Source organism: Streptomyces sp. BHT-5-2 (assembly GCF_019774615.1).
Lineage (GTDB): Bacteria > Actinomycetota > Actinomycetes > Streptomycetales > Streptomycetaceae > Streptomyces.
This window is the reverse complement of the sequence record NZ_CP081497.1, coordinates 472,073-492,882: the sequence shown is the minus strand read 5'-3', so window position 1 is coordinate 492,882 and position 20,810 is coordinate 472,073. Positions and strand designations below refer to the sequence as shown.

General features: G+C 73.0%; 23 protein-coding genes and 1 pseudogene. 12 read left to right on the top strand and 12 right to left on the bottom strand.

Features of this window, described 5'->3' with window-relative positions; all coding sequences use genetic code 11:
* Nucleotides 1-5: 5 nt before the first annotated feature.
* On the bottom strand, nucleotides 6-1,613 hold the full coding sequence (locus tag K2224_RS30155; protein ID WP_221910364.1) for an alpha/beta hydrolase: 1,608 nt from the start codon (nucleotides 1,611-1,613) through the stop codon (nucleotides 6-8).
* Nucleotides 1,614-1,963: 350 nt separating this feature from the next.
* Between K2224_RS30155 and K2224_RS30150 the strand changes: the two genes are divergently transcribed.
* From K2224_RS30150 to K2224_RS30135, 4 genes are all read left to right on the top strand, one after another.
* On the top strand, nucleotides 1,964-2,347 hold the full coding sequence (locus K2224_RS30150) for a hypothetical protein (RefSeq protein ID WP_221910363.1): 384 nt from the start codon (nucleotides 1,964-1,966) through the stop codon (nucleotides 2,345-2,347).
* Nucleotides 2,348-2,356: 9 nt separating this feature from the next.
* Nucleotides 2,357-3,226 (top strand): hypothetical protein, encoded by an 870-nt coding sequence (locus tag K2224_RS30145; protein WP_221910362.1) that lies wholly within the window; start codon nucleotides 2,357-2,359, stop codon nucleotides 3,224-3,226.
* A gap of 70 nt (nucleotides 3,227-3,296) precedes the next feature.
* Nucleotides 3,297-3,692: a roadblock/LC7 domain-containing protein gene (locus K2224_RS30140; protein ID WP_221910361.1), complete on the top strand. Its 396-nt coding sequence runs from the start codon at nucleotides 3,297-3,299 to the stop codon at nucleotides 3,690-3,692.
* 147 nt (nucleotides 3,693-3,839) lie between these two features.
* Entirely contained in the window at nucleotides 3,840-4,214 is a 375-nt protein-coding gene (locus K2224_RS30135; protein WP_221910360.1) for a hypothetical protein, read from the top strand.
* A gap of 6 nt (nucleotides 4,215-4,220) precedes the next feature.
* Here the strand turns inward: K2224_RS30135 and K2224_RS30130 are convergent, their stop codons facing one another.
* From K2224_RS30130 to K2224_RS30105, 6 genes and pseudogenes are all read right to left on the bottom strand, one after another.
* The gene (locus tag K2224_RS30130) at nucleotides 4,221-5,036 is read right to left on the bottom strand and encodes an urease accessory protein UreD (protein ID WP_221910359.1); all 816 of its coding nucleotides are present in this window, start codon (nucleotides 5,034-5,036) and stop codon (nucleotides 4,221-4,223) included.
* Complete coding sequence (gene ureG, locus K2224_RS30125; RefSeq protein WP_221910358.1) at nucleotides 5,033-5,743, bottom strand: urease accessory protein UreG; 711 nt, start codon at nucleotides 5,741-5,743, stop codon at nucleotides 5,033-5,035. Before ureG ends, K2224_RS30130 begins: the two co-directional genes overlap by 4 nt.
* 63 nt (nucleotides 5,744-5,806) lie before the next feature.
* Nucleotides 5,807-6,481 carry an urease accessory protein UreF gene (locus tag K2224_RS30120; protein ID WP_221912034.1) on the bottom strand — a complete coding sequence of 225 codons (675 nt, stop codon included), beginning with the start codon at nucleotides 6,479-6,481 and terminating at the stop codon, nucleotides 5,807-5,809.
* Nucleotides 6,482-6,627: 146 nt separating this feature from the next.
* Nucleotides 6,628-8,349: an urease subunit alpha gene (locus K2224_RS30115; protein ID WP_221910357.1), complete on the bottom strand. Its 1,722-nt coding sequence runs from the start codon at nucleotides 8,347-8,349 to the stop codon at nucleotides 6,628-6,630.
* 88 nt (nucleotides 8,350-8,437) lie between these two features.
* Nucleotides 8,438-8,743 (bottom strand): annotated as a pseudogene (locus K2224_RS30110) (urease subunit beta); the annotation flags it as partial.
* A 17-nt stretch (nucleotides 8,744-8,760) separates the two neighbouring features.
* Nucleotides 8,761-9,063: an urease subunit gamma gene (locus K2224_RS30105; RefSeq protein WP_221910355.1), complete on the bottom strand. Its 303-nt coding sequence runs from the start codon at nucleotides 9,061-9,063 to the stop codon at nucleotides 8,761-8,763.
* 534 nt (nucleotides 9,064-9,597) lie between these two features.
* Between K2224_RS30105 and K2224_RS30100 the strand changes: the two genes are divergently transcribed.
* On the top strand, nucleotides 9,598-10,545 hold the full coding sequence (locus K2224_RS30100) for a M28 family metallopeptidase (RefSeq protein ID WP_221910354.1): 948 nt from the start codon (nucleotides 9,598-9,600) through the stop codon (nucleotides 10,543-10,545).
* A gap of 51 nt (nucleotides 10,546-10,596) precedes the next feature.
* Here the strand turns inward: K2224_RS30100 and K2224_RS30095 are convergent, their stop codons facing one another.
* Nucleotides 10,597-10,911 carry a type II toxin-antitoxin system Phd/YefM family antitoxin gene (locus K2224_RS30095; protein WP_221910353.1) on the bottom strand — a complete coding sequence of 105 codons (315 nt, stop codon included), beginning with the start codon at nucleotides 10,909-10,911 and terminating at the stop codon, nucleotides 10,597-10,599.
* A 58-nt stretch (nucleotides 10,912-10,969) separates the two neighbouring features.
* Between K2224_RS30095 and K2224_RS30090 the strand changes: the two genes are divergently transcribed.
* The 3 genes from K2224_RS30090 to K2224_RS30080 all read left to right on the top strand — a co-directional run bounded on the left by K2224_RS30090 (nucleotide 10,970) and on the right by K2224_RS30080 (nucleotide 12,841).
* Nucleotides 10,970-11,605 (top strand): ATP-dependent Clp protease proteolytic subunit, encoded by a 636-nt coding sequence (locus tag K2224_RS30090; protein WP_221910352.1) that lies wholly within the window; start codon nucleotides 10,970-10,972, stop codon nucleotides 11,603-11,605.
* A 6-nt stretch (nucleotides 11,606-11,611) separates the two neighbouring features.
* Nucleotides 11,612-11,929 carry a hypothetical protein gene (locus K2224_RS30085; RefSeq protein WP_221910351.1) on the top strand — a complete coding sequence of 106 codons (318 nt, stop codon included), beginning with the start codon at nucleotides 11,612-11,614 and terminating at the stop codon, nucleotides 11,927-11,929.
* A 417-nt stretch (nucleotides 11,930-12,346) separates the two neighbouring features.
* Nucleotides 12,347-12,841, top strand: a complete 495-nt coding sequence (locus tag K2224_RS30080; protein WP_221910350.1) for a C40 family peptidase — start codon at nucleotides 12,347-12,349, stop codon at nucleotides 12,839-12,841.
* Between the two features lie 92 nt (nucleotides 12,842-12,933).
* Here the strand turns inward: K2224_RS30080 and K2224_RS30075 are convergent, their stop codons facing one another.
* Nucleotides 12,934-13,380, bottom strand: a complete 447-nt coding sequence (locus K2224_RS30075; RefSeq protein ID WP_221910349.1) for an ATP-binding protein — start codon at nucleotides 13,378-13,380, stop codon at nucleotides 12,934-12,936.
* A 271-nt stretch (nucleotides 13,381-13,651) separates the two neighbouring features.
* Nucleotides 13,652-14,893 carry an 8-amino-7-oxononanoate synthase gene (locus K2224_RS30070; RefSeq protein ID WP_260693561.1) on the bottom strand — a complete coding sequence of 414 codons (1,242 nt, stop codon included), beginning with the start codon at nucleotides 14,891-14,893 and terminating at the stop codon, nucleotides 13,652-13,654.
* 227 nt (nucleotides 14,894-15,120) lie between these two features.
* Here K2224_RS30070 and bioB point away from each other — a divergent pair, with 227 nt between their 5' ends.
* The 3 genes from bioB to bioD all read left to right on the top strand — a co-directional run bounded on the left by bioB (nucleotide 15,121) and on the right by bioD (nucleotide 18,387).
* Nucleotides 15,121-16,272 carry a biotin synthase BioB gene (gene bioB, locus K2224_RS30065; RefSeq protein WP_221910348.1) on the top strand — a complete coding sequence of 384 codons (1,152 nt, stop codon included), beginning with the start codon at nucleotides 15,121-15,123 and terminating at the stop codon, nucleotides 16,270-16,272.
* Nucleotides 16,265-17,569: an adenosylmethionine--8-amino-7-oxononanoate transaminase gene (locus K2224_RS30060; RefSeq protein WP_221910347.1), complete on the top strand. Its 1,305-nt coding sequence runs from the start codon at nucleotides 16,265-16,267 to the stop codon at nucleotides 17,567-17,569. Before bioB ends, K2224_RS30060 begins: the two co-directional genes overlap by 8 nt.
* An 83-nt stretch (nucleotides 17,570-17,652) precedes the next feature.
* On the top strand, nucleotides 17,653-18,387 hold the full coding sequence (bioD, locus tag K2224_RS30055; protein WP_221910346.1) for a dethiobiotin synthase: 735 nt from the start codon (nucleotides 17,653-17,655) through the stop codon (nucleotides 18,385-18,387).
* Nucleotides 18,388-18,449: 62 nt separating this feature from the next.
* Here the strand turns inward: bioD and K2224_RS30050 are convergent, their stop codons facing one another.
* Complete coding sequence (locus tag K2224_RS30050; RefSeq protein WP_221910345.1) at nucleotides 18,450-18,821, bottom strand: fic family toxin-antitoxin system, toxin component; 372 nt, start codon at nucleotides 18,819-18,821, stop codon at nucleotides 18,450-18,452.
* Nucleotides 18,818-19,105 (bottom strand): hypothetical protein, encoded by a 288-nt coding sequence (locus tag K2224_RS30045; RefSeq protein WP_221910344.1) that lies wholly within the window; start codon nucleotides 19,103-19,105, stop codon nucleotides 18,818-18,820. Before K2224_RS30045 ends, K2224_RS30050 begins: the two co-directional genes overlap by 4 nt.
* 218 nt (nucleotides 19,106-19,323) lie before the next feature.
* Between K2224_RS30045 and K2224_RS30040 the strand changes: the two genes are divergently transcribed.
* Entirely contained in the window at nucleotides 19,324-20,790 is a 1,467-nt protein-coding gene (locus tag K2224_RS30040) for an APC family permease (protein ID WP_221910343.1), read from the top strand.
* The last annotated feature ends 20 nt before the right edge of the window (nucleotides 20,791-20,810 follow it).

Below are 20,810 nucleotides of genomic sequence, written 5' to 3'. Positions count from 1 at the left end.
GTGGATCAGCCGGCGGCCGCGGCCTTCTGCTTCTCGGGGACGGGCGTGGCGTGCGGCCCGCAGACGACGTCCTTCGGGTCCGTGGTGCCCGTCAGGAAGTACGCGTCGACGCGGTTGTTGATGCACGGGTTGACCAGGCCGGTGACGCCGTGCGAACCGGCGTCCCGCTCGGTGATCAGGCGGGAGCCCGCGAACCGCTTGTGCAGCTCGACGGCGCCGCCGTACGGGGTCGCCGCGTCACGGGTGCTCTGCACGATCAGCACCGGCGGCAGGCCCTTGCCGGTCTGGACCTCGACCGGGGTCTGCTGCTTGACCGGCCAGCTGGCGCAGGGCAGGTTCATCCAGGCGTTCGCCCAGGTCATGAACGGCGCCCGGCGGTTGATGCGGGTGTTGTCGCGGTCCCACGTGCGCCAGTCGGTGGGCCACTTGACGTCGGTGCACTCGACGGCGGTGTAGACCGCGTTGCCGTTCTCCGCCTGGGCGTTGGCGACCTTGTTGTCGGGGTGCGGACCGGCCTTGTCGACCAGCGGCTTGCTGTCGCCGGCGACGTACGCGCTCCAGACCTGGGCGACCTCGGCCCATGAGCTGTCGTAGTACGGCGCGTTCTGGAAGAAGGCGACGAGTTCGGCGGGGCCGACCACACCGCCGACGGGGTGCGCCTTGGCGGTGGCGCGCAGCTTCTCCCAGGCGGCCTCGACCTTCTCCGGGGTGTTGCCGATGTGGTACGTCGCGTCGTTCTTGGCGACCCACTTCTTCCAGTCGCCCCAGCGGGTCTCGAAGGCGGTGTCCTGGTCGAGGTTGGCCTGGTACCAGACCTTCTTGTGCGAGGGGTTGGTGACGCTGTCGACCAGCATCCGGCGGACGTGGTCCGGGAAGAGCGTGGCGTAGACGGCGCCCAGGTAGGTGCCGTAGGAGACGCCGAGGTAGTTGAGCTTCGGCTGGCCGAGCGCGGCGCGGATGACGTCCATGTCGCGGGCGGTGTTGGCCGTGGTCATCTGCGACAGCATCGCGCGGCCGGTGCGCTGCAGGCATCCCTGGGCGTACGCGTGGGCGAGCTTGCGCTGGGCGCGCTTGTCGGCCTCGCCGGAGGGCATCGGGTCGGCCTTGGGGGCCTTGGTGAACTCCTGCGGGTCCTGGCAGGAGATCGGCGCGGAGTGACCCACGCCCCGGGGGTCGAAGCCCACGAAGTCGTAGGCCCGGGCGGTCTTGGCCCACAGCGGGTTCTTGGTGGTGACCCGGGCCGGGAAGCGCATGCCCGAACCGCCGGGCCCGCCGGGGTTGTAGAGCAGGGCGCCCTGGTGCTCCTGCTTGCCGCCGGTGGCGACGGCGCGGTCGACGGCGATCTTGAGGGTGCGGCCGTCGGGCTTGGCGTAGTCGAGCGGGACGGTGACGAAGCCGCACTGGATCGGGGCCTTCATCCCCCAGTCGGCGGGGCAGTCCTGCCAGTTGACGCCGGCCTTGGCGGCGCGGGCGGCGGCGAGCGCGACACCGCGGGCCTCGGCCGTGCCGGCGGGACGCCGCTCACCGGCGGTGGCGGGCGTGGCTATCGCGCCGGCGAGCAGCGCACCGGTCACCAAGGTGCCGGCAGCGCCCAGCGCTACTGTTCGTCTCACGTGGTCGATCCCCCAGTTTGGTGCGCCGCCGGTGGCGGCGATGATCACAGCGGTACAGGGGGATCCTGTCGTGTGGGGGCCGCACTTGAACAGGTTCGGCCGCAATTTCTTTACCAAGCCGTAGTAGCGCGGAGTTGCGCGCCGGGCGGCGGTCAACAGAGCGCCGACAACGGGCCGTGGAGGGGCGAGAACAGGTCAATTGACCCCGGCCTCGTGCATATGCCGGTGTCGGTCGCACCGGCTTAAGTAACCTTCCGTGCAGGCTCTCCCACGCACCGCCACGTGGGAGAGCCTCCGTGTTGTGCCCGTGTGCTGCGCCGTGCAGCGTGCCCGCCGGAGGGAGTCGTCAGGTGCCCGGTATCGACCAGGTGTTGGCCCGTGCGATGGGGATACCCGGAGTCCTGGGGGCCGGACTGACCGACTGGACCAGCGGCCTGACCCTGGGGACGGCCGGCCGGGCTCCGCACGGCGACCACGACGCGGCCGCCGCGGACACCGCCGAGGTCGTACAGGCGGTGACCCGCAACGCCACCTTCGACACGACGGGCGGCGCCGGGGACCCACTGGAGGACCTCATCATCACGGCGGGCGGCAGCTACCACCTGATCCGCCTGGTGCCCACCGCCTTCGACAGCCGGACCTGCCTCCACCTCTGGCTGGACCGGTCGCAGGCCAATCTCGCCATCGCGCGACTACGGCTGCGGGAGCTCGCCGCGGAGCTGGTGACGGACTGACGTCCCGTCATGAATCGGACGCCACCCACCCCTTCGGGCCGCGGCACCGGCGGCGACCGCCGGCCCGGCCCGCTCGACCGGTACGCCGCCGAACGCGCCACGGGCGCCCTGCGCGGCCCGGCCGGCTGCGTCTACCTCCACGAGGGCGCGGTCTACTGCGTCGAGTGCCCGGCGGCCCCCGGCGTCGGCGCCCGGCTCGCCACCGCCGGGCGGCTGCCCGCGGAGCGGTGGCGGCGGGCCGAGCACAGCGCGGGAGCGCGCCACCGCGGCGGCCAGTTCCTCCTCCAGCAGGGCTGGCTGACCCGCGGCGAACTGGAGCTCTGCCAGCTGACCGCGCTGCTCGACGCGGCCTGCTTCGTGCTGCCGGCCCAGCCCGGGGCCACCTCCTTCACGCGGGGCGACGCGCACTGGCTGGGCGTGATCCGCCCGGTCGGCACCGCGTCGCTGCTGGCGGCGGTGGCCCGACTGCGGGCCCAGCTCGACGGGCTGGGCGACTGGGCGGCGGCGGACGGCGCGCCGGTCGTCCCGCTGCCGTCGGAGCACCCGGGGCGCCCGCCGCTCACCGGCCGCCAGCGGTGGCTGCTGGCGCACGCCGACGGCGTCCGCACCCCCGGCGAACTCGCCCACGCGCTGGGCCAGTCGGCGTTCCCGACGCTGCTGGAGGTGCGGCGCCTGGCGGCGGCCGGGCGGGTGCGGCTGCCTCCGCCGGCGGCGCTGCCGCGGCGGCGCCCCGGGGCGTACCCGCCCGATCGGCGCACGCGGGAGGCCGCGGCGGGTGCGCCGGTGTGGCATCTGCCGGAGCCGGGCGCCCTGGAAACCACCGACCCGGACGTCGCCCTCCTCGTCCGTCTGCGTACCGCACTGGAGGAGAACCTGTGAACCCTTGCGAATCCCGGCCATGAGGCACGTGTTCGGAATACGTGCCAGGAAAAGGAGCGTCGAAAGACCGATGACGAGCGAGACCGAGGCGATCGCGTCCGGGATCCGGGACGAACTGCTCGCGTTGCGCGATCACATACGGCATCTGCACGGTGGAATGGTGGCGAGCGCGGACGGCATGGTGATCGCCCACGATCTGCCGGATATCGAACCCGACGGACTGGCCGCGCTCACCGCCGCGGCGATCGGCGTCGCCAAACGCCTGACCGACGCCACCGGGCAGGGCGGGTTCGAGGAATCCCTGACGCGCGGCAGCCGCGGCTACATCGCGGCGTACGCGGCCGGGAACCGTGCCGTGCTCACCGCGGTGGCGGGCCCGGACACCAATGTCGGGCGGCTCCATCTCCAGGCCCGGCGGTCCGCCGCCCGGATCGCGGTGCTGCTCGACGCCCGACCGGCCGGCTGATCGGCCAACCGGGCCGCCGCCCGGTCGAGCGACCGGCGGCCCGGGAGCAATCCCTCTGACCAAGAATCCGACAACGCCAACACAATTATCCGGCGAATTCCGTCAGTTCGGCGAATTCGGCGCATCCACGGAAAGGCCCGACCCCTCATGGCACAGATGGAAACCGCGCTCGGCGAAGCGATGTCGACGATCGAGGGCGCGATAGGTGTCGCCCTGGTCGACTACACCAGCGGAATGGCGCTGGCCACCCTGGGCGATCCCCAGAGCTTCGACCTCAATGTGGCGGCGGCCGGCAACACCGACGTGGTGCGCGCCAAATTGCGCACGATGGAGATGCTCGAACTCCAGGGCGCCATCGAGGACATGCTGATCACCCTGACCTCGCAGTACCACATCATCCGGCCGGTGACGGGCAAGAACGGCAGCGGTCTCTTCCTGTACCTGGTGCTGGACCGCAAGCGCGCCAACCTCGCGCTGGCACGCCACCGCCTCGCCCGTCTGGAGGCCGACCTGGAGGTGTGAGCCTCCTCAGCCGGCCGCTGCGGCGTCCAGCAGCCGCCGCAGCGACAGGCCGTCCGGGGCGACCGCGGTGGCCAGCGCGGCGGGTCCGGCGAGCGGGGCCAGCACGCCCTGGCCCGTGCCGTCGCCGGCCGTGCCGCCGAGCAGTCGCACCTCGGCCGGCTCGTTGTCGAACTCCGGCCCCGCGAGGAGGAGTTGGCCCACTGCGCGGTGGCCGCCGAGGACCGCGGTGGTGTCCCAGCCGGGCGCTCCGGGCCCGTATGCGGTCTCCTGGTCGAGCAGCGTACGGCCTCCCTGACGGAGCGTCAGGCGACTGCGGAGGGCACCGGTGTGCTCGCCGGTGCGGCCCAGGACCTGTTCCTCGCGGAACACCAGCCGGGCGGTGGGGGCGAGTTCGATGGTGGTGGTCATCCGCAGGTCGCTGCCCTCGGCGGAGATCAGCGGCTCCGGGAGCCACTCCAGCAGGGCGCCGTCGCCGACCGTCAGACGGACGTCGTAGGTGGCGAGGTCGCCGGTGCGGCCGGGCAGCGCGACGGTCGCGGCGGCCGCGGTGATCCGCAGCGAGGTGCTCGCCTCGGCGGTGGCCTCGATGCGCAGCCGGTCGCCGCCGAGCGGGGCGCTCATCGCCCCGATGAGGCAGACCCGGGCCTGGTCGGCGTGCGACTGGACGCGGCGGAGCGCGAACGGGCCGCCGCCGTCCAGGACGGGCAGCCGGCTGACTCCGCGGGCGTCGGCGCGTGCGGTGATGCGGGCGGTGGCCCGCAGGCCACCCGCCGGGAGGGCGGCGGCCTGCGGTGCGCTGGGGCGGGGCAGGGTGCGGGTCATGCCTGGGCCGCGGTCCAGTCCGCCAGCCGCGCCCGGACCCACGTGGCCACCGGCTCGACGCCGCCGGGCTGCTTCAGGGTGGTGAAGGCGACGGGGAGGTCGCCGCGCTGGGCCTTGGCGTCGCGGGCCATGCCGTCGAGGTCGACGCCGACGTAGGGGGCGAGGTCGGTCTTGTTGACGACCAGCAGGTCGGCGGTGGTGACGCCGGGGCCGCCCTTGCGCGGGATGTCGTCGCCGCCGGCGGTGTCGATGACGAAGATCTGGGCGTCGACCAGGCCCTTGGAGAAGGTCGCGGTGAGGTTGTCGCCGCCGGACTCGACCAGGACGAGGTCGAGCGGGCCGGCGCCCTGCTGAGAAAGCTCGGCCTCCAGGTCCTCGACCGCCTCCAGGTTGGCGGAGATGTCGTCGCGGATCGCGGTGTGCGGGCAGGCCCCGGTCTCCACCGCCCTGATCCGCTCGGCCGGCAGCACCGCCTCCCGCAGCAGGAACTCGGCGTCCTCGCGGGTGTAGATGTCGTTGGTGACGACGGCGATGGACAGCTCGTCGCGCAGCTCCCGGCACAGCGCGGCGACGGTGGCGGTCTTGCCGGTGCCGACCGGGCCGCCCAGGCCGATGCGCAGGGCGCGCCGGGTCCCGTCGGCGCGCACGGGGGCGGCGGCGCTGTAGGTGTGCCGCTCGGGGAAGCCGTGCTGGTGGTCGAGGTGCATGGTCACTCCGGTGGTTCGTCGAGGCCGCGGGGTGCGCGGCGCGGTGGGCGGGCGGACGGAAGGTCAGGACGCGAAGAGCCGCACCGGCCAGGCGGCATGTGCCTCCGCGGCGATGTCGAGCAGCGGCGCGGAGGCGGCGGGCAGGGCGTCCGGCCCTTCGGTGACGGCGCGCTGCGCCGCTTCCGCGCCCTGCTCGGCGACCCGGTCGAGGTCGCCGGTGAGGCGGGCGAGGACGGCGGTGGCGTCGAAGGGGTCCAGGCTCAGCAGGCGGACCGCGGCGGTGGCCGGGCCGCTGATGTTCTCGTAGGCGACCGTGTAGGCGGCGTCCAGGGGGGTCAGCCCGGCGGACCGGGCGGCCAGGCCCAGGACGACGGGCTGGTGGGCGCCGCGCGGGCGGGCCGCGGCCAGCGCGTCGAGTTCGGGGCCGGGCCAGGTGGCGCGGGCGGCCCGCATCATCTGCCGGCCGAGCCGGCGGGCGACCTGGCGCAGTGCCGGGACGGGCGTGCGGGCGTCCGCCGCGTCGTCCAGGACGAGCGGGTCCAGGCCGGCCGCGGCCGCGGCGGCCAGGCCCGCGGCGACCAGGCCCGCGGTGTGCAGCCGCCCCCGGCAGAAGGTCTCCAGGGTGGCCGCGTCCTTGATGTGCCCCGCGGTGACGGCCGGTTCGGCGCCGCCGGAGTGGGCGTGCCCTCCGGCGGGGAACCGTCCGTCGGCGAGGACGAGCAGCGCGGCGCGACTCATGCCGACCCGCCCCCAGTCTTCGACCGGGGGCGCCCCCACGCTTCGCTCGGTTCGCATTCGCTCAGCGCGCACCTTTGAATGGCTCGCTCGCTACGCCCGCTCATCGATGGTGCTCCGGATCGTTCGGTGACGGCACGGACGGTACGTCAGAAGAGGAAGTACCGCTGGGCCATGGGAAGTTCGGCGGCGGGGGCGGGTTCGACCACCTCGCCGTCGATGGTCACCGTGAAGGTGTCGGGGTCGACATGGACGCGCGGCAGGGCGTCGTTGTTGCGCATGTCGGCCTTCTTGACGCCGCGGGTGGACCGGATGGCCTCGAAGGACTTCGCCAGTGGGAGGCGCTCGGGGAGGTTGTCCTCCAGGGCCTGTTGGGAGACGAAGTTGACCGAGTTGCTGCCCGGGGCCTTGCCGAAGGCGCCGAACATCGGGCGGGGCAGGACCGGCTGCGGGGTGGGGATGGACGCGTTGGCGTCGCCCATCTGCGCGTAGGCGATCTGGCCGCCCTTGATGACCAGTTGCGGCTTGACGCCGAAGAACGCCGGGTCCCACAGGACGAGGTCGGCCAGCTTGCCGCTCTCGACCGAGCCGACGAGGTGGTCGATGCCCTGGGCGAGGGCCGCGTTGATGGTGTACTTCGCGACATAGCGGCGGGCGCGGTGGTTGTCCGCGCGGCCGTCGCCGGCCAGGGCGCCCCGGCGGCGCTTCATGACGTGCGCGGTCTGCCAGGTGCGCAGCACGACCTCGCCGATCCGGCCCATGGCCTGGGCGTCGGAGGACATGATCGAGATGGCGCCGAGGTCGTGCAGGATGTCCTCGGCGGCGATGGTGGAGGGCCGGATCCGGGACTCGGCGAAGGCCAGGTCCTCCGGGACGGCGGGGTTGAGGTGGTGACAGACCATCAGCATGTCGAGGTGTTCCTCGACGGTGTTGACGGTGTGCGGCCGCGTGGGGTTGGTGGACGCGGGGAGCACGTTGGGCTCGGAGACCATCGCGATCATGTCGGGGGCGTGGCCGCCGCCGGCGCCCTCGACGTGGAAGGCGTGGATGGAGCGGCCGGCGATGGCGGCGATGGTGTCGGCGAGGAACCCGGCCTCGTTGAGGGTGTCGGTGTGTATGGCGAGCTGGGCGCCGCTCTCCTCGCACACGGACAGGCAGGCGTCGAGGACGGCGGGGGTGGCGCCCCAGTCCTCGTGGATCTTGAAGCCGAGGATGCCGGCCCGGAGCTGGTCGCGCATCGACGGCAGGGACATGGTGTTGCCCTTGCCGAGCAGGCCGACGTTGACCGGCAGGTTGTCCATCGACTCGAAGAGCCGGGCGACGTGCCAGGCGCCGGGGGTGATGGTGGTGGCCTTGCTGCCCTCGGCGGGGCCGGTGCCGCCGCCGATCATGGTGGTGATGCCCGCGGCCAGCGCCTCGTCCGCCTGCTGGGGGCAGATGAAGTGGACGTGGGTGTCGATGCCGCCGGCGGTGAGGATCTTGCCGTTGCCCGCGATGACCTCGGTCTCCGGGCCGATCACCAGGTCGGGGTGGACACCGTCCATGGTGTCGGGGTTGCCGGCCTTGCCCAGGGCGGTGATCCGGCCGTCGCGGATGCCGACGTCGGCCTTGACGATGCCCCAGTGGTCGAGGACCACAGCACCGGTGATCACGGTGTCCGGGGCGCCCTCGGCGCGGGTGACGCGGGACTGGCCCATCGACTCGCGGATCACCTTGCCGCCACCGAAGACCGCTTCGTCGCCGGCCAGGCCGGGGCCGCCGGAGCGGTCCTCGGAGATCTCGATGACCAGGTCGGTGTCGGCGAGCCGGATGCGGTCGCCGGCCGTCGGGCCGAAGAGGTCGGCGTACTCCTGGCGGGACAGTTCAGGCACCTTGGGCTCCGTTTCCTTCCTCGCCCGCCGGGCGACGGTGCAGGTCGTTCCACGGCTGGGGCCCGGTGGCCTCAAGTGCGTCGCTCACGTCGAGGGCGCCACCGGTCCGGCCGCGCAGGCCGGCGACGATCCGCTTGCCCCCGATGGGGACCAGCTCGACCTCGGTGGGGATGCCGGGTTCGAAGCGCACGGCGGAGCCGGCCGCGACGTTGAGCCGCTTGCCGTGCGCGGCCGCGCGGTCGAAGTCGAGGCCGGGGTTGGCCTCGGCGAAGTGGTAGTGGGAGCCGACCTGGACGGGGCGGTCGGCGGAGTTGAGGACGGTCATGCGCGTGAGGGGGAGGCCATCGTTGAGGCGCACCGGCTCGTCGGCGTAGAGGATCTGTCCCGGGATCATGTTCGGCTCTCCCGTGGTCAGTCGATGGGTTCGTGAACGGTGACGAGCTTGGTGCCGTCGGGGAAGGTGGCCTCGACCTGGACGTCGTGGATCATCTCCGGGACGCCTTTCATGACGTCGCCACGCGAGAGCACCTTGCGCCCGGAGGACATGAGCTCGGCGACGGTGCGGCCGTCGCGGGCCCCTTCGAGGATGTGCACCGTCAGCAGGGCGATGGCTTCGGGGTGGTTGAGCTTCACGCCCCGAGCCCGTCGCTTTTCGGCCACGTCTGCCGCCACATGAATCAACAACCGTTCCTGCTCATGCGGGGTCAGTTGCATACGTTCCACCTCACAGGTTTCACCCGGGCGCATTTGCCCAGGTCACAGGCATGGTCACACCCGTCACGTTAGATGTACCACACAGTGATTAAAGGCGAAGCAAACCGACTTTCAGTAGTTGACCATCAACTTCCTCATCGCGGAAGAGTAGTTGGGCGAGATTTCGACGCTGTTACAGCGGGCGACGCATTTCGCGGCCCTTGCTGCGCCTGACGTAACACCCCCGAAATCACCAGGCAATACCTCCCGACGGCCGCGACCACGACGACACCCTTCCCCTCCCGCGGGCCGAAGGTTGCACGGATTCCGGGTGGCGAATTCCACATCCCCAACACCTTTCCGAAATACGGAAGGCGAGCACGGCGCCGCGTAATCAACCGGAATTACACGAACAAAACAGGCATCCGTTCCGGTGCGCGAACGCGGGTGTCCGGTAACCGCTCTTGACGGATTTCAAACGCGGTCGTAATCCTCATGCACGCGTCAATAATTCCGCTGCGCTTCACACCCCCCACAACAGCATCGGAGCCCTCCGTGACTCGCACTTCCCGTATTCGCCGGGCGGCACTCGCCGCCGGCACCTGCACCGCCGTCGCCGCCCTGCTGGGCACCGCGACGATCGCCCGGGCCACCGTCCCCGAGACCCAGGGCGCGCCGGACATCCCGGTGGCCGGCATCAAGGCCCACCTCGACCAGCTGCAGTCCATAGCCGACGCCAACGGCGGCAACCGCGCCCACGGGCAGGCCGGTTACCGGGCGTCGGTCGACTACATCAAGGGCAAGCTGGACGCGGCCGGCTTCAAGACCACGCTGCAGGAGTTCACCAGCGGCGGCGCCAAGGGCTACAACCTGATCGCCGACTGGCCGGGCGGCGCCGAGGACTCGACGGTGATGGTCGGCTCGCACCTGGACTCGGTCGACGCCGGCCCGGGCATCAACGACGACGGCTCCGGCTCGGCCGGCATCCTGGAGGTCGCGCTGGCCGTCTCCCGGGAGCACCTCAAGCCCGCCAAGCACCTGCGGTTCGGCTGGTGGGGCGACGAGGAGGACGGCATGGTCGGCTCCCAGCACTACGTAGACAACCTCGGCGCCGACAAGTCGAAGATCTCCGCGTACCTGAACTTCGACATGATCGGCTCGCCGAACCCCGGCTACTTCGTCTACCACTACGACGACAAGCTGGCGAAGGTCTTCACCGACTGGTTCGCCACCAAGAAGATCGCCACCGAATGGGACACCGAGGGCGAGGGCCGCTCCGACCACGCCTCGTTCCAAAACGCCGGCATCCCGGTCGGCGGACTCTTCTCCGGCGCCGACTACATCAAGACCGCCGCCCAGGCGAAGAACTGGGGCGGCACCGCGGGCAAGGCGTTCGACGCCTGCTACCACCGCTCCTGCGACACGTCCAAGAACATCGACGACACCGCGCTGCACAACCACACCGACGCGATCGCCAACGCCGTCTGGCAGCTCACCTCCTGACCCCCGCGCGCCGACGGCCGCCGCCCCGCGCGGCCGCCGGCCGCTTAGCGGTCACTTCCCCCGACCCGGTCGCCGATCCCCGGCGGCCGGGTCGCGGTGTTGTGCCGCGATGCCGAAGCGCTGCTGTTCACCGGGAGCGGACGACAGCGACCGCACGGACGAGACCGTGCTGATCACCTCGGGCTGCTCCTCGACCGCCTCCTGCCGCCCCAGTTCCTCAAGTCGTTCCAGGTCAGCGGCGGACACCAGCGCCACCAGGGGCTTGCCGTGGCGCGTCACGACCACCCGCTCGCCGCCGTAGACGACGCGGTTGATCAGATCCGCGAGCTCGGCCCGGGCTTGCGTCACCGGAATTTCGTAGGCCATGCTTCCATTCTAACGGGATGTACGTCCTGTACATTTTTTACAGAGGAAGGGAGCAGTCATGCTGCCGCCGTCGGCTCGCTACGTCCTGCCGGAGTTCACCGAGCACACCAGCTACGGGAGCCGGACCCTGGACCCGTACTCCAAGCTGCTCAGCGAACGGATCGTCTTCCTGGGCACGGCCATCGACGACGCCTCCGCCAACGACGTGATGGCGCAGTTCGTCCACCTCGAACACGCCGCGCCGGGCCAGGACATCTCGCTCTACATCAACTCCCCCGGCGGCTCGTTCACCGCGATGTGCGCGATCTACGACACGATGCGCTTCGTCACCTGCGACGTGGAGACCGTCTGCCTGGGCCGGGCGGCGTCGGCGGCCGCGGTCCTGCTGGCCGCCGGCACCCCCGGCAAGCGCCTGGCGCTCCCGCACGCGCGGGTGATGATCCATCAGCCCGCCTTCGGCGAAACCGCCCAGGGCCAGACCAGCGACCTGCAGATCCAGGCCGAGGAGCTGCTGCGCACCCGCGCCAAGCTGGAGGAGATGCTCGCCGAGCACACCGGGCAGCCCCGGGAGCGGATCGCCGCGGACATCGAGCGGGACACCTTCTTCGACGTGGCCGCCGCCCAGGAGTACGGCCTGATCGACGGCCCGACCCTCGGCCGGAAGCGCTCCGCCCTCCAGTCCGCGGGGCAGTGACCCGCGATGGTGCCCGAACTGCCGCCGCTGCCCGCCCTGACCCGCGCCGAGGGACAGTTGATCGACAGCTATCTGGAGATCGTCGACCTGCTGGGCCGGATCAACCCGGCCCGCGGCACCGGTACGTACAGCAGCCTGCGCGCGGCCCAGGCACTGGTAAGCAAGGCCGCCGAGCTGCGGGAGGCGCTGACCCTGATGCACCAGCGCGGGGAGAGCGAACTCCACACCGCGACCCTGGGCCGGGCCCTGCGGGTGCTGGACGGTGAGCGCCGGGCGCGGCGGGTGACCGTGCCACCGCAGGACGGCGCCCGGCCGGGCGTCTGACCCGCCGCCGCGAGGCGTCCGCGGAGCCGTACGGGCCCCGGCGCGGGGCGTGTTGCCGATCCGGCGCCCCGCGCGGCCGGGACACGTACGGCTCCGGCGTGCACAGACGGCGTAGCGTGCGCGGCGGTACCGGGAGGGCGAGGAATTGCGCGGGTCACGGACATTTCCCGGATCCCCCGGGTTTCGGCGCTGGTCCCGGCCCCGCCCTCACCGCCGATTCCGCCCCGTACGCCGCAAATCCACCTGAACAGCGCAAGCGTGACCAATGTCACACACAGCAATTTCAGCTCGGAAATCGGGCGGGCGGTGCGTGACGATCCCTTCGACGACAAGCCCCCGCCACAGCGACGGGGCGGTCCGGACGGACAGCTGATCCCGCCGTCGTCCGGATCACCGGCTGACGAAGGGTTGTTGCGCATGACCATGCGCGTGCAGATGCCGCATCTGCTGGCGCGTGCCGGCACCGTCTCCGCCCTCACCCTGGTCACCCTGGGCGGCCCCGCAGCGGTCCCCGGTGTGGCCGCGGAGACCCCAGGAACGACCGCGGAGGTCGTCTTAGCCTCCGTGCCCGTCAAGGCCCTGCGGATCGCCGCCTCCAAGGAGGGCGCCCCCTACAAGTGGGGGGCCCAGGGCCCGGACAGCTTCGACTGCTCCGGGCTGACCCGCTACTCCTACCGGCGCGCCGGACGGGCCCTGCCGCGCACCGCAGCACAGCAGTACCGCCGCACCGAGCACGTCTCGCGCGCCTCCCGCAAGGACGGCGACCTGGTCTTCTTCCACTCCGGCAAGGGCATTTACCACGTCGGCATCTACGCCGGCGACGACCGGATCTGGCACGCCCCCAAGGCCGGCGCGGTGGTCCGCCTGGAGCGGATCTGGAGCAGCTCGGTCTGGTACGGGCGGGTGCTCTGACCCGGGCGGGCGGACACGGCCCGACCGACCCACCGGCACCCGGCAGTTGGCGCCGTCGAGCCGACCGGACGGCCGTCGGCGCGGAAGGCGGGTCAGCCGCCGTCGGCCCGGCACGGTGCCGCGGCCGGCCACGGCACCGTCACCCAGACCGTCTTGCCGCCGGTCGCGACGGGTTCGACCCAGAGCCGGCCGCCACGGGAGGCCGCCAGGGAGCGGATGATGACCAGGCCCCGGCCGTTGTCCTGCTGCACGGCCGCGGGCAGCCGGAGCGGCGGGCGCGGATGCGCGTCGGTGACGCCCACGCACAGCTGTTCGTCGCGGTCGAGGCGGAGGGCGACGGTGAAGGCCGGAGAACGGCCGCGGGTGTGCTGGACGGCGTTGGTGGCGAGTTCGGAGACGATCAGCAGGAGGTCGTCGGCGGCCGCCGAGCCGGGTGGCAGGCCCCATTGGGCGAGGACGTCCCGGACGTGCCCGCGGGCGGCGGCCACCGAGGCGGGGAAGCTCGGCAGAGTGCGGGTGGATTCCTGGTGGTCTGCCATGACGACGCCGTCCCTTTCCCACCGAGGCGCGCCTGCGGCGCCGGGAAGCCGGGAATGCCGGCCGAGCGCTGCCGACGGCCTCGGTTGTGTACTGTGCGCCAGACTGCCATCCATGCTGCCGGTGCGGTGGGTCATCGCCCAAGACATACGGACTTCTGGCGCCGTTCTCTCGCCCGATGCGGTGAACTGTGGTGCGGCGGGCGGTGTTTGGGGTGTATGGGCCGTCTGGGGCGGCGCGCCGGCCCGCGGGGGCGCGGCACCGCCGGCGCCGTCAGGCCACCGGGGCGGTCGCCAGGATCGTGTCGGCTGCGGTGGCGATCTGGGCGTCCGTCAGGTCCGCGCGGGCGGTGAGCCGCAGCCGGGAGACGCCGTCGGGCACGGACGGCGGACGGAAGCAGCCGACCGCGAGCCCGGCCGCCCGGCAGTCCGCGGCCCAGCGGACCGCCGCCTCCGGGGAGGGGGCGCGCACCGAGACCACCGCGGCGTCCGGGCGGACCGCCGTCAGGCCCGCCGCGGTGAGGCGGGCGTGCAGTTCCCGGGCCACCTGCCGGACCCGCGCGGGGCGCTGCGGCTCACGGCGCAGCAGCCGCAGGGCGGTGAGCGCACCGCCGGCCGCGGCCGGTGCCAGGCCGGTGTCGAAGATGAACGAGCGGGCGGTGTTGACCAGGTGCTCGACGACCCGGGCCGGGCCGAGCACCGCACCGCCCTGGGCGCCGAGCGACTTGGAGAGCGTCACCGTCGCCACCACGTCGGCGTCCCCGGCCAGCCCGGCGGCCCGCAGCGCCCCGCGGCCCCCCTCGCCCAACACGCCCAGCCCGTGCGCGTCGTCGACCAGCAGGGCCGCGTCGCGCGTCCGGCAGGCGTCGGCGAGCGCGGGCAGCGGCGCGGCGTCGCCGTCGACCGAGAAGACCGCGTCGGTGACCGTCAGCGCCCGCCCGTCGTGCGCGGCCAGCGCACCGCGGACGGCCTCCGGGTCGGCGTGCGGGACCACCTGGGTGCGGGCCCGGGAGAGCCGGCAGCCGTCGATGAGCGAGGCGTGGTTGCCGGCGTCGGAGACGACCAGGGTGCCGGCGGCGGTGAGCGCGGTGACCGCGGCGAGGTTGGCGGTGTATCCGGAGGAGAGCACCAGCGCCGCCTCGAAGCCGCAGAACTCGGCTAGTTCGCGCTCCAGTTGGGCGTGGAGTTCGGTGCTGCCGGTGACCAGCCGGGAGCCGGTGGCCCCGGCGCCCCACCGGCCGGCGGCCTCGGCCGCGCCCCGGATCACCTCGGGGTGCCGGGCGAGTCCGAGGTAGTCGTTGCCGGCCAGATCCAGCAGCGGGGAGTCGGCGGGCCGGGGCCGCAGGGCGCGGACCAGGCCGGCCCGGTGGCGTTCGGCGCGGGCGGTGTCGACCCAGTCGAACGCCACGCCGGAGGCGGGTCGGGGGGCGGCGCCGGAGGCCGGCCGGAGGGCCGCGGCGGGAGGCACGTCCGGGGCGGCGTGCGGCAGCGGCGGGGCGGCGGGATCCTGGAGCATCGGCGTCCTTCGTCGGTCGGCCCGGGAACGACCCGTTCCGGGCCCGGCGAACGGGCGTGGCGGAACGGCTTCCGGCAACTGGTTGGCGGCGCCCCGATTGTGGGCTGTCGATAGACGTTAGCGGTCGTTCCGCACGAAGACAGTGTGGTGATACACACACCCCGATCGACCGGCATTGTGGGAATCCTCCTTGGCCGGGGGCCGGGGCGTACGCCAGGATCATCGCCATGGACCTGCTGAACACACTGGTGGACAAGGGACTGCGGCGCGAGGTGCCGACCCGTGACGAGGCGCTCGCCGTACTGGCGACGTCCGACGACGAACTGCTCGATGTGGTGGCCGCGGCGGGCCGGGTGCGCCGCGAGTGGTTCGGGCGGCGGGTCAAGCTCAACTACCTCGTCAACCTCAAGTCCGGCCTGTGCCCGGAGGACTGCTCGTACTGCTCGCAGCGGCTGGGCTCGAAGGCGGAGATCCTCAAGTACACCTGGCTCAAGCCGGACGACGCCTCCAAGGCGGCCGCGGCCGGCTTGGCCGGCGGCGCCAAGCGGGTGTGCCTGGTCGCCAGCGGCCGGGGGCCCACGGACAAGGACGTGGAGCGGGTCTCGGAGACCATCTCCGCCATCAAGGAGCAGAACGAGGGCGTCGAGATCTGCGCCTGCCTGGGGCTGCTCGGCGAGGGCCAGGCGGAACGGCTGCGCGCGGCCGGCGCCGACGCCTACAACCACAACCTCAACACCTCGGAAGCCACCTACGGCGACATCTGCACCACGCACGACTTCGCCGACCGGGTCGACACCGTCCAGCAGGCCCAGTCGGCGGGGATGTCCGCCTGCTCCGGGCTGATCGCCGGCATGGGCGAGAGCGACGCCGACCTGGTCGATGTGGTCTTCGCACTGCGCGAACTGGACCCGGACTCGGTGCCGGTGAACTTCCTGATCCCGTTCGAGGGCACCCCGCTGGCCAAGGAGTGGCACCTCACCCCGCAGCGCTGCCTGCGGATCCTGGCGATGGTGCGGTTCGTCTGCCCGGACGTGGAGGTGCGGCTGGCGGGCGGCCGCGAGGTGCATCTGCGCAGCCTGCAGCCGCTCGCCCTGCACCTGGTCAACTCCATCTTCCTGGGCGACTACCTGACCAGCGAGGGCCAGGCCGGCAAGGACGACCTGGCGATGATCGCGGACGCCGGGTTCGAGGTGGAGGGCACGGACACCGCCACGCTGCCGGCGCACCGCCGGGAGGCGGCAGACCCAGCGGACGCGGTGGAGACCGCGCCGAAGACCGGGGCGGCGGCCGCCGTGCCGGCCCCCGCCGAGGAGGCCCGGCCCGACCTGGTCGCGGTGCGCCGCCGCGGCGCCGGCACCGACCTGCCGCCCAATGCCTGAGCCGCTCACCCCGGAGGACCTGCTGGCCCTCGACCGGCAGCACGTCTGGCACCCGTACGGGCCGATGCCCGGCCGGAGCGAGCCCCTGCTGGTCGAGTCGGCCGCCGGCGTCCGGCTGCGGCTGGGCCGGCCGGCCGAGGGGCACTTCGAGCTGGTGGACGGCATGTCGTCGTGGTGGTCGGCGGTGCACGGCTACAACCACCCGGTGCTCAACGACGCGGCGCGCGGCCAGTTGGACCGGATGAGCCATGTGATGTTCGGCGGGCTCACCCACGAGCCCGCGGTCCGGCTCGCCAAGCGGCTGGTGGACCTCACCCCCGAGCCGCTGCGGCACGTCTTCCTCGCCGACTCCGGCTCGGTGTCGGTCGAGGTGGCCGTCAAGATGTGCCTGCAGTACTGGCGTTCGGTGGGCAGGCCGCGCAAACAGCGGCTGCTGACCTGGCGCGGCGGCTACCACGGCGACACCTGGCAGCCGATGTCGGTCTGCGATCCGGACGGCGGGATGCACGAGCTGTGGCAGGGGGTGCTGCCGCGGCAGGTCTTCGCGGACGCGCCGCCGCCCGGCTTCGACGCCCCGGTCGACCCCGGCTACGCGGACGGGCTGCGCGAGCTGATCGCCCGGCACGCCGACGAGCTGGCCGCGGTGATCGTGGAACCGGTGGTGCAGGGCGCGGGTGGGATGTCCTTCCACTCCCCCGGCTATCTGCGGGTGCTGCGGGAAGCCTGCGACGCGCACGGCGTGCTGCTGGTCTTCGACGAGATCGCCACCGGCTTCGGCCGGACCGGCGCGCTCTTCGCGGCCGGGCACGCCGGGGTCGCACCGGATGTGATGTGCCTGGGCAAGGCCCTGACCGGCGGTTATCTGACCCTCGCGGCAACGCTGTGCACCGCGGAGGTGGCCGACGGGATCTCCCGCGGCGCGCTGCCGGTGCTGGCGCACGGCCCGACCTTCATGGGCAACCCGCTGGCCGCCGCCGTCGCCGAGGCGTCCGTCGAACTGCTGCTGTCCCAGGACTGGGCACAGGAGGTCAAGCGGATCGAGGCCGGGCTCCGGGAGGGCCTGGCGCCCGCCGCGGAGATCCCGGGCGTCCGCGAGGTGCGGGTGCTGGGCGCGATCGGCGTCGTCCAGCTCGACCACCCGGTGGACATGGTGGCGGCGACCCGGGCCGCCGTCCGGGAGGGCGTGTGGGTGCGCCCGTTCCGGGACCTGATCTACACCATGCCGCCGTACATCACCGGCGACGAGGACGTGGCGCGGATCTGCGCCGCGGTGCGCGCGGCCGCCCGCGAGGGCTGAACCGCACCGCGGGCGGGGCCGGCCGCCGGTCCGCCCCGCCCGCGTCCCCTCCCCCACCACCAGCGAAGAGTTCGGAGGCACACATGTCGGTGCTGTTCGTGACCGGTACGGGTACCGAGATCGGCAAGACGGTCACCACCGCCGCGATCGCCGCGACGGCGGTCCGCCAGGGACGCTCGGTCGCGGTCCTCAAGGCCGCCCAGACCGGTGTCACGGCGGACGAACCGGGCGACGCGGCCGAGGTCGCACGGCTGGCGGGCACCGTCACGCTCGGCGAACTCGCCCGCTTCCCCGAGCCGTTGGCGCCCGACCGGGCGGCCCGCCGGGCCGGTCTGCCGCCGGTGCGCCCACAGGAGATCGCCGAGGCCGCGGCGAAGCTGGCCGCCTCGCACGACCTGGTCCTGGTCGAGGGCGCCGGCGGGCTGCTGGTGCGCTTCGACGACGAGGGGAACACCCTCGCCGACGCCGCCCGGATGGCCGGCGCCCCCGTCCTGGTGGTCGTCCAGGCCGGACTCGGCACCCTCAACGCCACGGCACTGACCGCGCTGGCGCTGCGCACGTACGGTCTGCGCTGCCCCGGTGTCGTCGTCGGCAGCTGGCCGGCCGAGCCGGACCTCGCGGCCCGCTGCAACCTCGGCGACCTGCCCGCGGCCGCCGGTGCCCCGCTCCTCGGCCTGTTGCCCGAGGGCTCCGGCTCCCTGCCGCCGGACGCCTTCCGTGCCGCCGCCCCGGGCTGGCTGGCCCCGGACCTGGGCGGCTCGGGCGCCTTCTCCCCCACCGACGTCGCACCCCTCGAACCGGCGGCACCCGCACGGTAGTTCCGCCGCACGTTCCTCCGGGTTCTCCGGGGCGTTCGACGGACCGGAGTGCCGGCGCCGGCTCAGGTCGTCCAGGTGCGCAGCTCGTCGGCGATCGCGTGGACGTCCGTGGTGCCGTCCTTGACCATCCGGGCCAGATCGCGGACCTGCTCGGGGGAGGTGGCGACCTTCAGGCCGCTGGCGACGAGGAAGCCGTAGGCGACGGCCGTGGCGAACATCGCGTTGGAGCATTCCAACGCCGGTACGTGCAGCAGCAGTTGGAGCAGTGCGGCGGCGCGGTCCTCGGGTTCGGGGTAGACAGGGACACCGAATATCTCCGCCTCGTGGCGGCCGACCGCGGCCATCAGGGCGCCCCAGTCGGTGACCTGCGGGTCCCCGGGAGTGTGCTGTTCGGCGATCAGGAGGAGCCAGGCGAGATCGATGCGCAGTGTCACGTTGTGCCCGGCTGTCCTTCCCGGTGGGGGGTGTCCCGGTGGTCGGGGGCGGTGCGGGAGCTTTCGGGGCCCGGGTCCGGGCCGAACTCCTCGGCGAAGAGGCGCTCGTACTGCTTCATGAAGTCCGCGGCGGCCTCGACGAAGGTCTGGCCGACCTCGCCGGCGTCCCTGAGGACCAGTTCCTCGATATAGCGGTTCACGCTGACTCCCCGCTGGAGGGCGCGCTCCCGCGCCGCTTCGGCGGTGGCTTCGTCCACCCGGACGTTCAACTGCGTTTTCGCCACGCCTCCACGCTAGCGCGGATCCGCTAGCACCGACAAGGTCCGCAGCCGAGAGCGTTGCGGAGGCCGTGCTCCGGATCCGTGCCGGGCTCCCGGGCCGATCGGGGCGACCGGCGCGCTCCGCCCGCCGCGCCACCGCCGGGCCGCGCGGGCGGATGCCGCACGATGTGATCCTCCGGGCGGCCGCGGCGCCCGGCCGTCCGCTTCGGAGGAGCGCCCCTGTGTCCGTCCCCGCCCCCGTCCCGCACCTGCGGCGCAGTCTGCGCCGGTTCGACATCACGGCGATGGGCGTCGCCGCGGTGGTCTCCTTCGACGTGATCGGGCAGATCGCGGCGGGCGGCGGGCAGGCCGTCACCTGGGTCGCGGTGCTCGCGGTGGGGTTCCTACTGCCGTACGCCCTGCTGTTCGCCGAGACCGGGGCCGCGTTCCCGCAGGAGGGCGGCCCGTACGTGTGGGTGGACGTGGCGTTCGGGCGGCTGCCGGCCGCGCTGACGACGATGTTCTACTGGGTCACCAACCCGGTGTGGCTGGGCGGTTCGCTGGTGTTCCTGGCCGCCGAGGCGTGGGACGGCTTCGTCTTCCCGCTGGGTTCCGGCACCGCCGCCGACTACGCCTTCAAGCTGGTCTTCATCTGGGCCGCCATCCTCACCGCGGTGGTCTCGCTGCGCCGCGGCAAGTGGATCACCACGGCGGGGGCCGCGGCCAAGGTCCTGGCGCTGGCCTTCTTCACCGCCACGGCGGTGGCCTACGGCGTCCGGCACGGCTTCCGGGGGCTGGCGGAGGCGCACTTCACCCCCACCGCCACCGGCTTCCTGGCGCTGGTGCCGGTCCTGCTCTTCGCCTACGTCGGGTTCGAGGCGCCGAACGGGGCGGGCGACGAGATGCTCGATCCGCAGCACGACGTACCGGTGGCGATCGGGGTGTCCGGGGCCATCGCCGCGGGCTGCTATCTGCTGCCGGTGGCGGCGATCCTGTCGGCCGCGCCGCCGGGTCGGGTCACCGGGCTCGGCGGCTTCATGGACGCCGCGCAGCTGGTCTTCGGGATCTACGGAAGCTGGCGCGGGCCGCTGCTGACCGCCGCCGCGGTGCTGTTCGCGGTCGCCCTGCTGACCCAGGGCAGCGCCTGGATGATCGTCGCCGACCGGATGCAGGCGATGGCCGCGGCCGACGGCGGCTTCTTCACCCGGGCGCTGGGCACCTTCCATCCGCGGCTGGGCACGCCGGTCCGGATGAACCTGCTGTCCGGGGTGACCGCCACCGCCTTCATGGTCACCGCCATGCGCCTGGCGCACGGCGACGCCGCGGCCGCCTTCGGCGTGGTGCTGTCCGTGGCGATCACCACCCTGCTGCTGTCGTACCTCGCGGTGATCCCGGCGCTGCTGGCGCTGCGACTGCGTCACCGCGAGGTGCCCCGGCCCTACGAAGTCCCCTTCGGCACCCGCGGGTTCACCGTCGCGGCACTGCTGGTCTACGCCTGGATCCTGCTGGGCTCCTGGGTGGCGCTGTTCCCGGGCACCCTGGAGTCGGCGCTCGGGATCCCGTACCGCTTCCGGACGGTGTGGGGCGTCTCCCGGCTCACCTTCGAGACGTTCACGCTGAGCACCGTCGGCCTGCTGCTGGTGGTAGGCGCCGCGGGGTACGTGTCCCAGCACGTGCGCGCCCGGCCCGGCGGCGGCCGGCGGGGGTGAGGGACGCCGGCGCCGGGCGG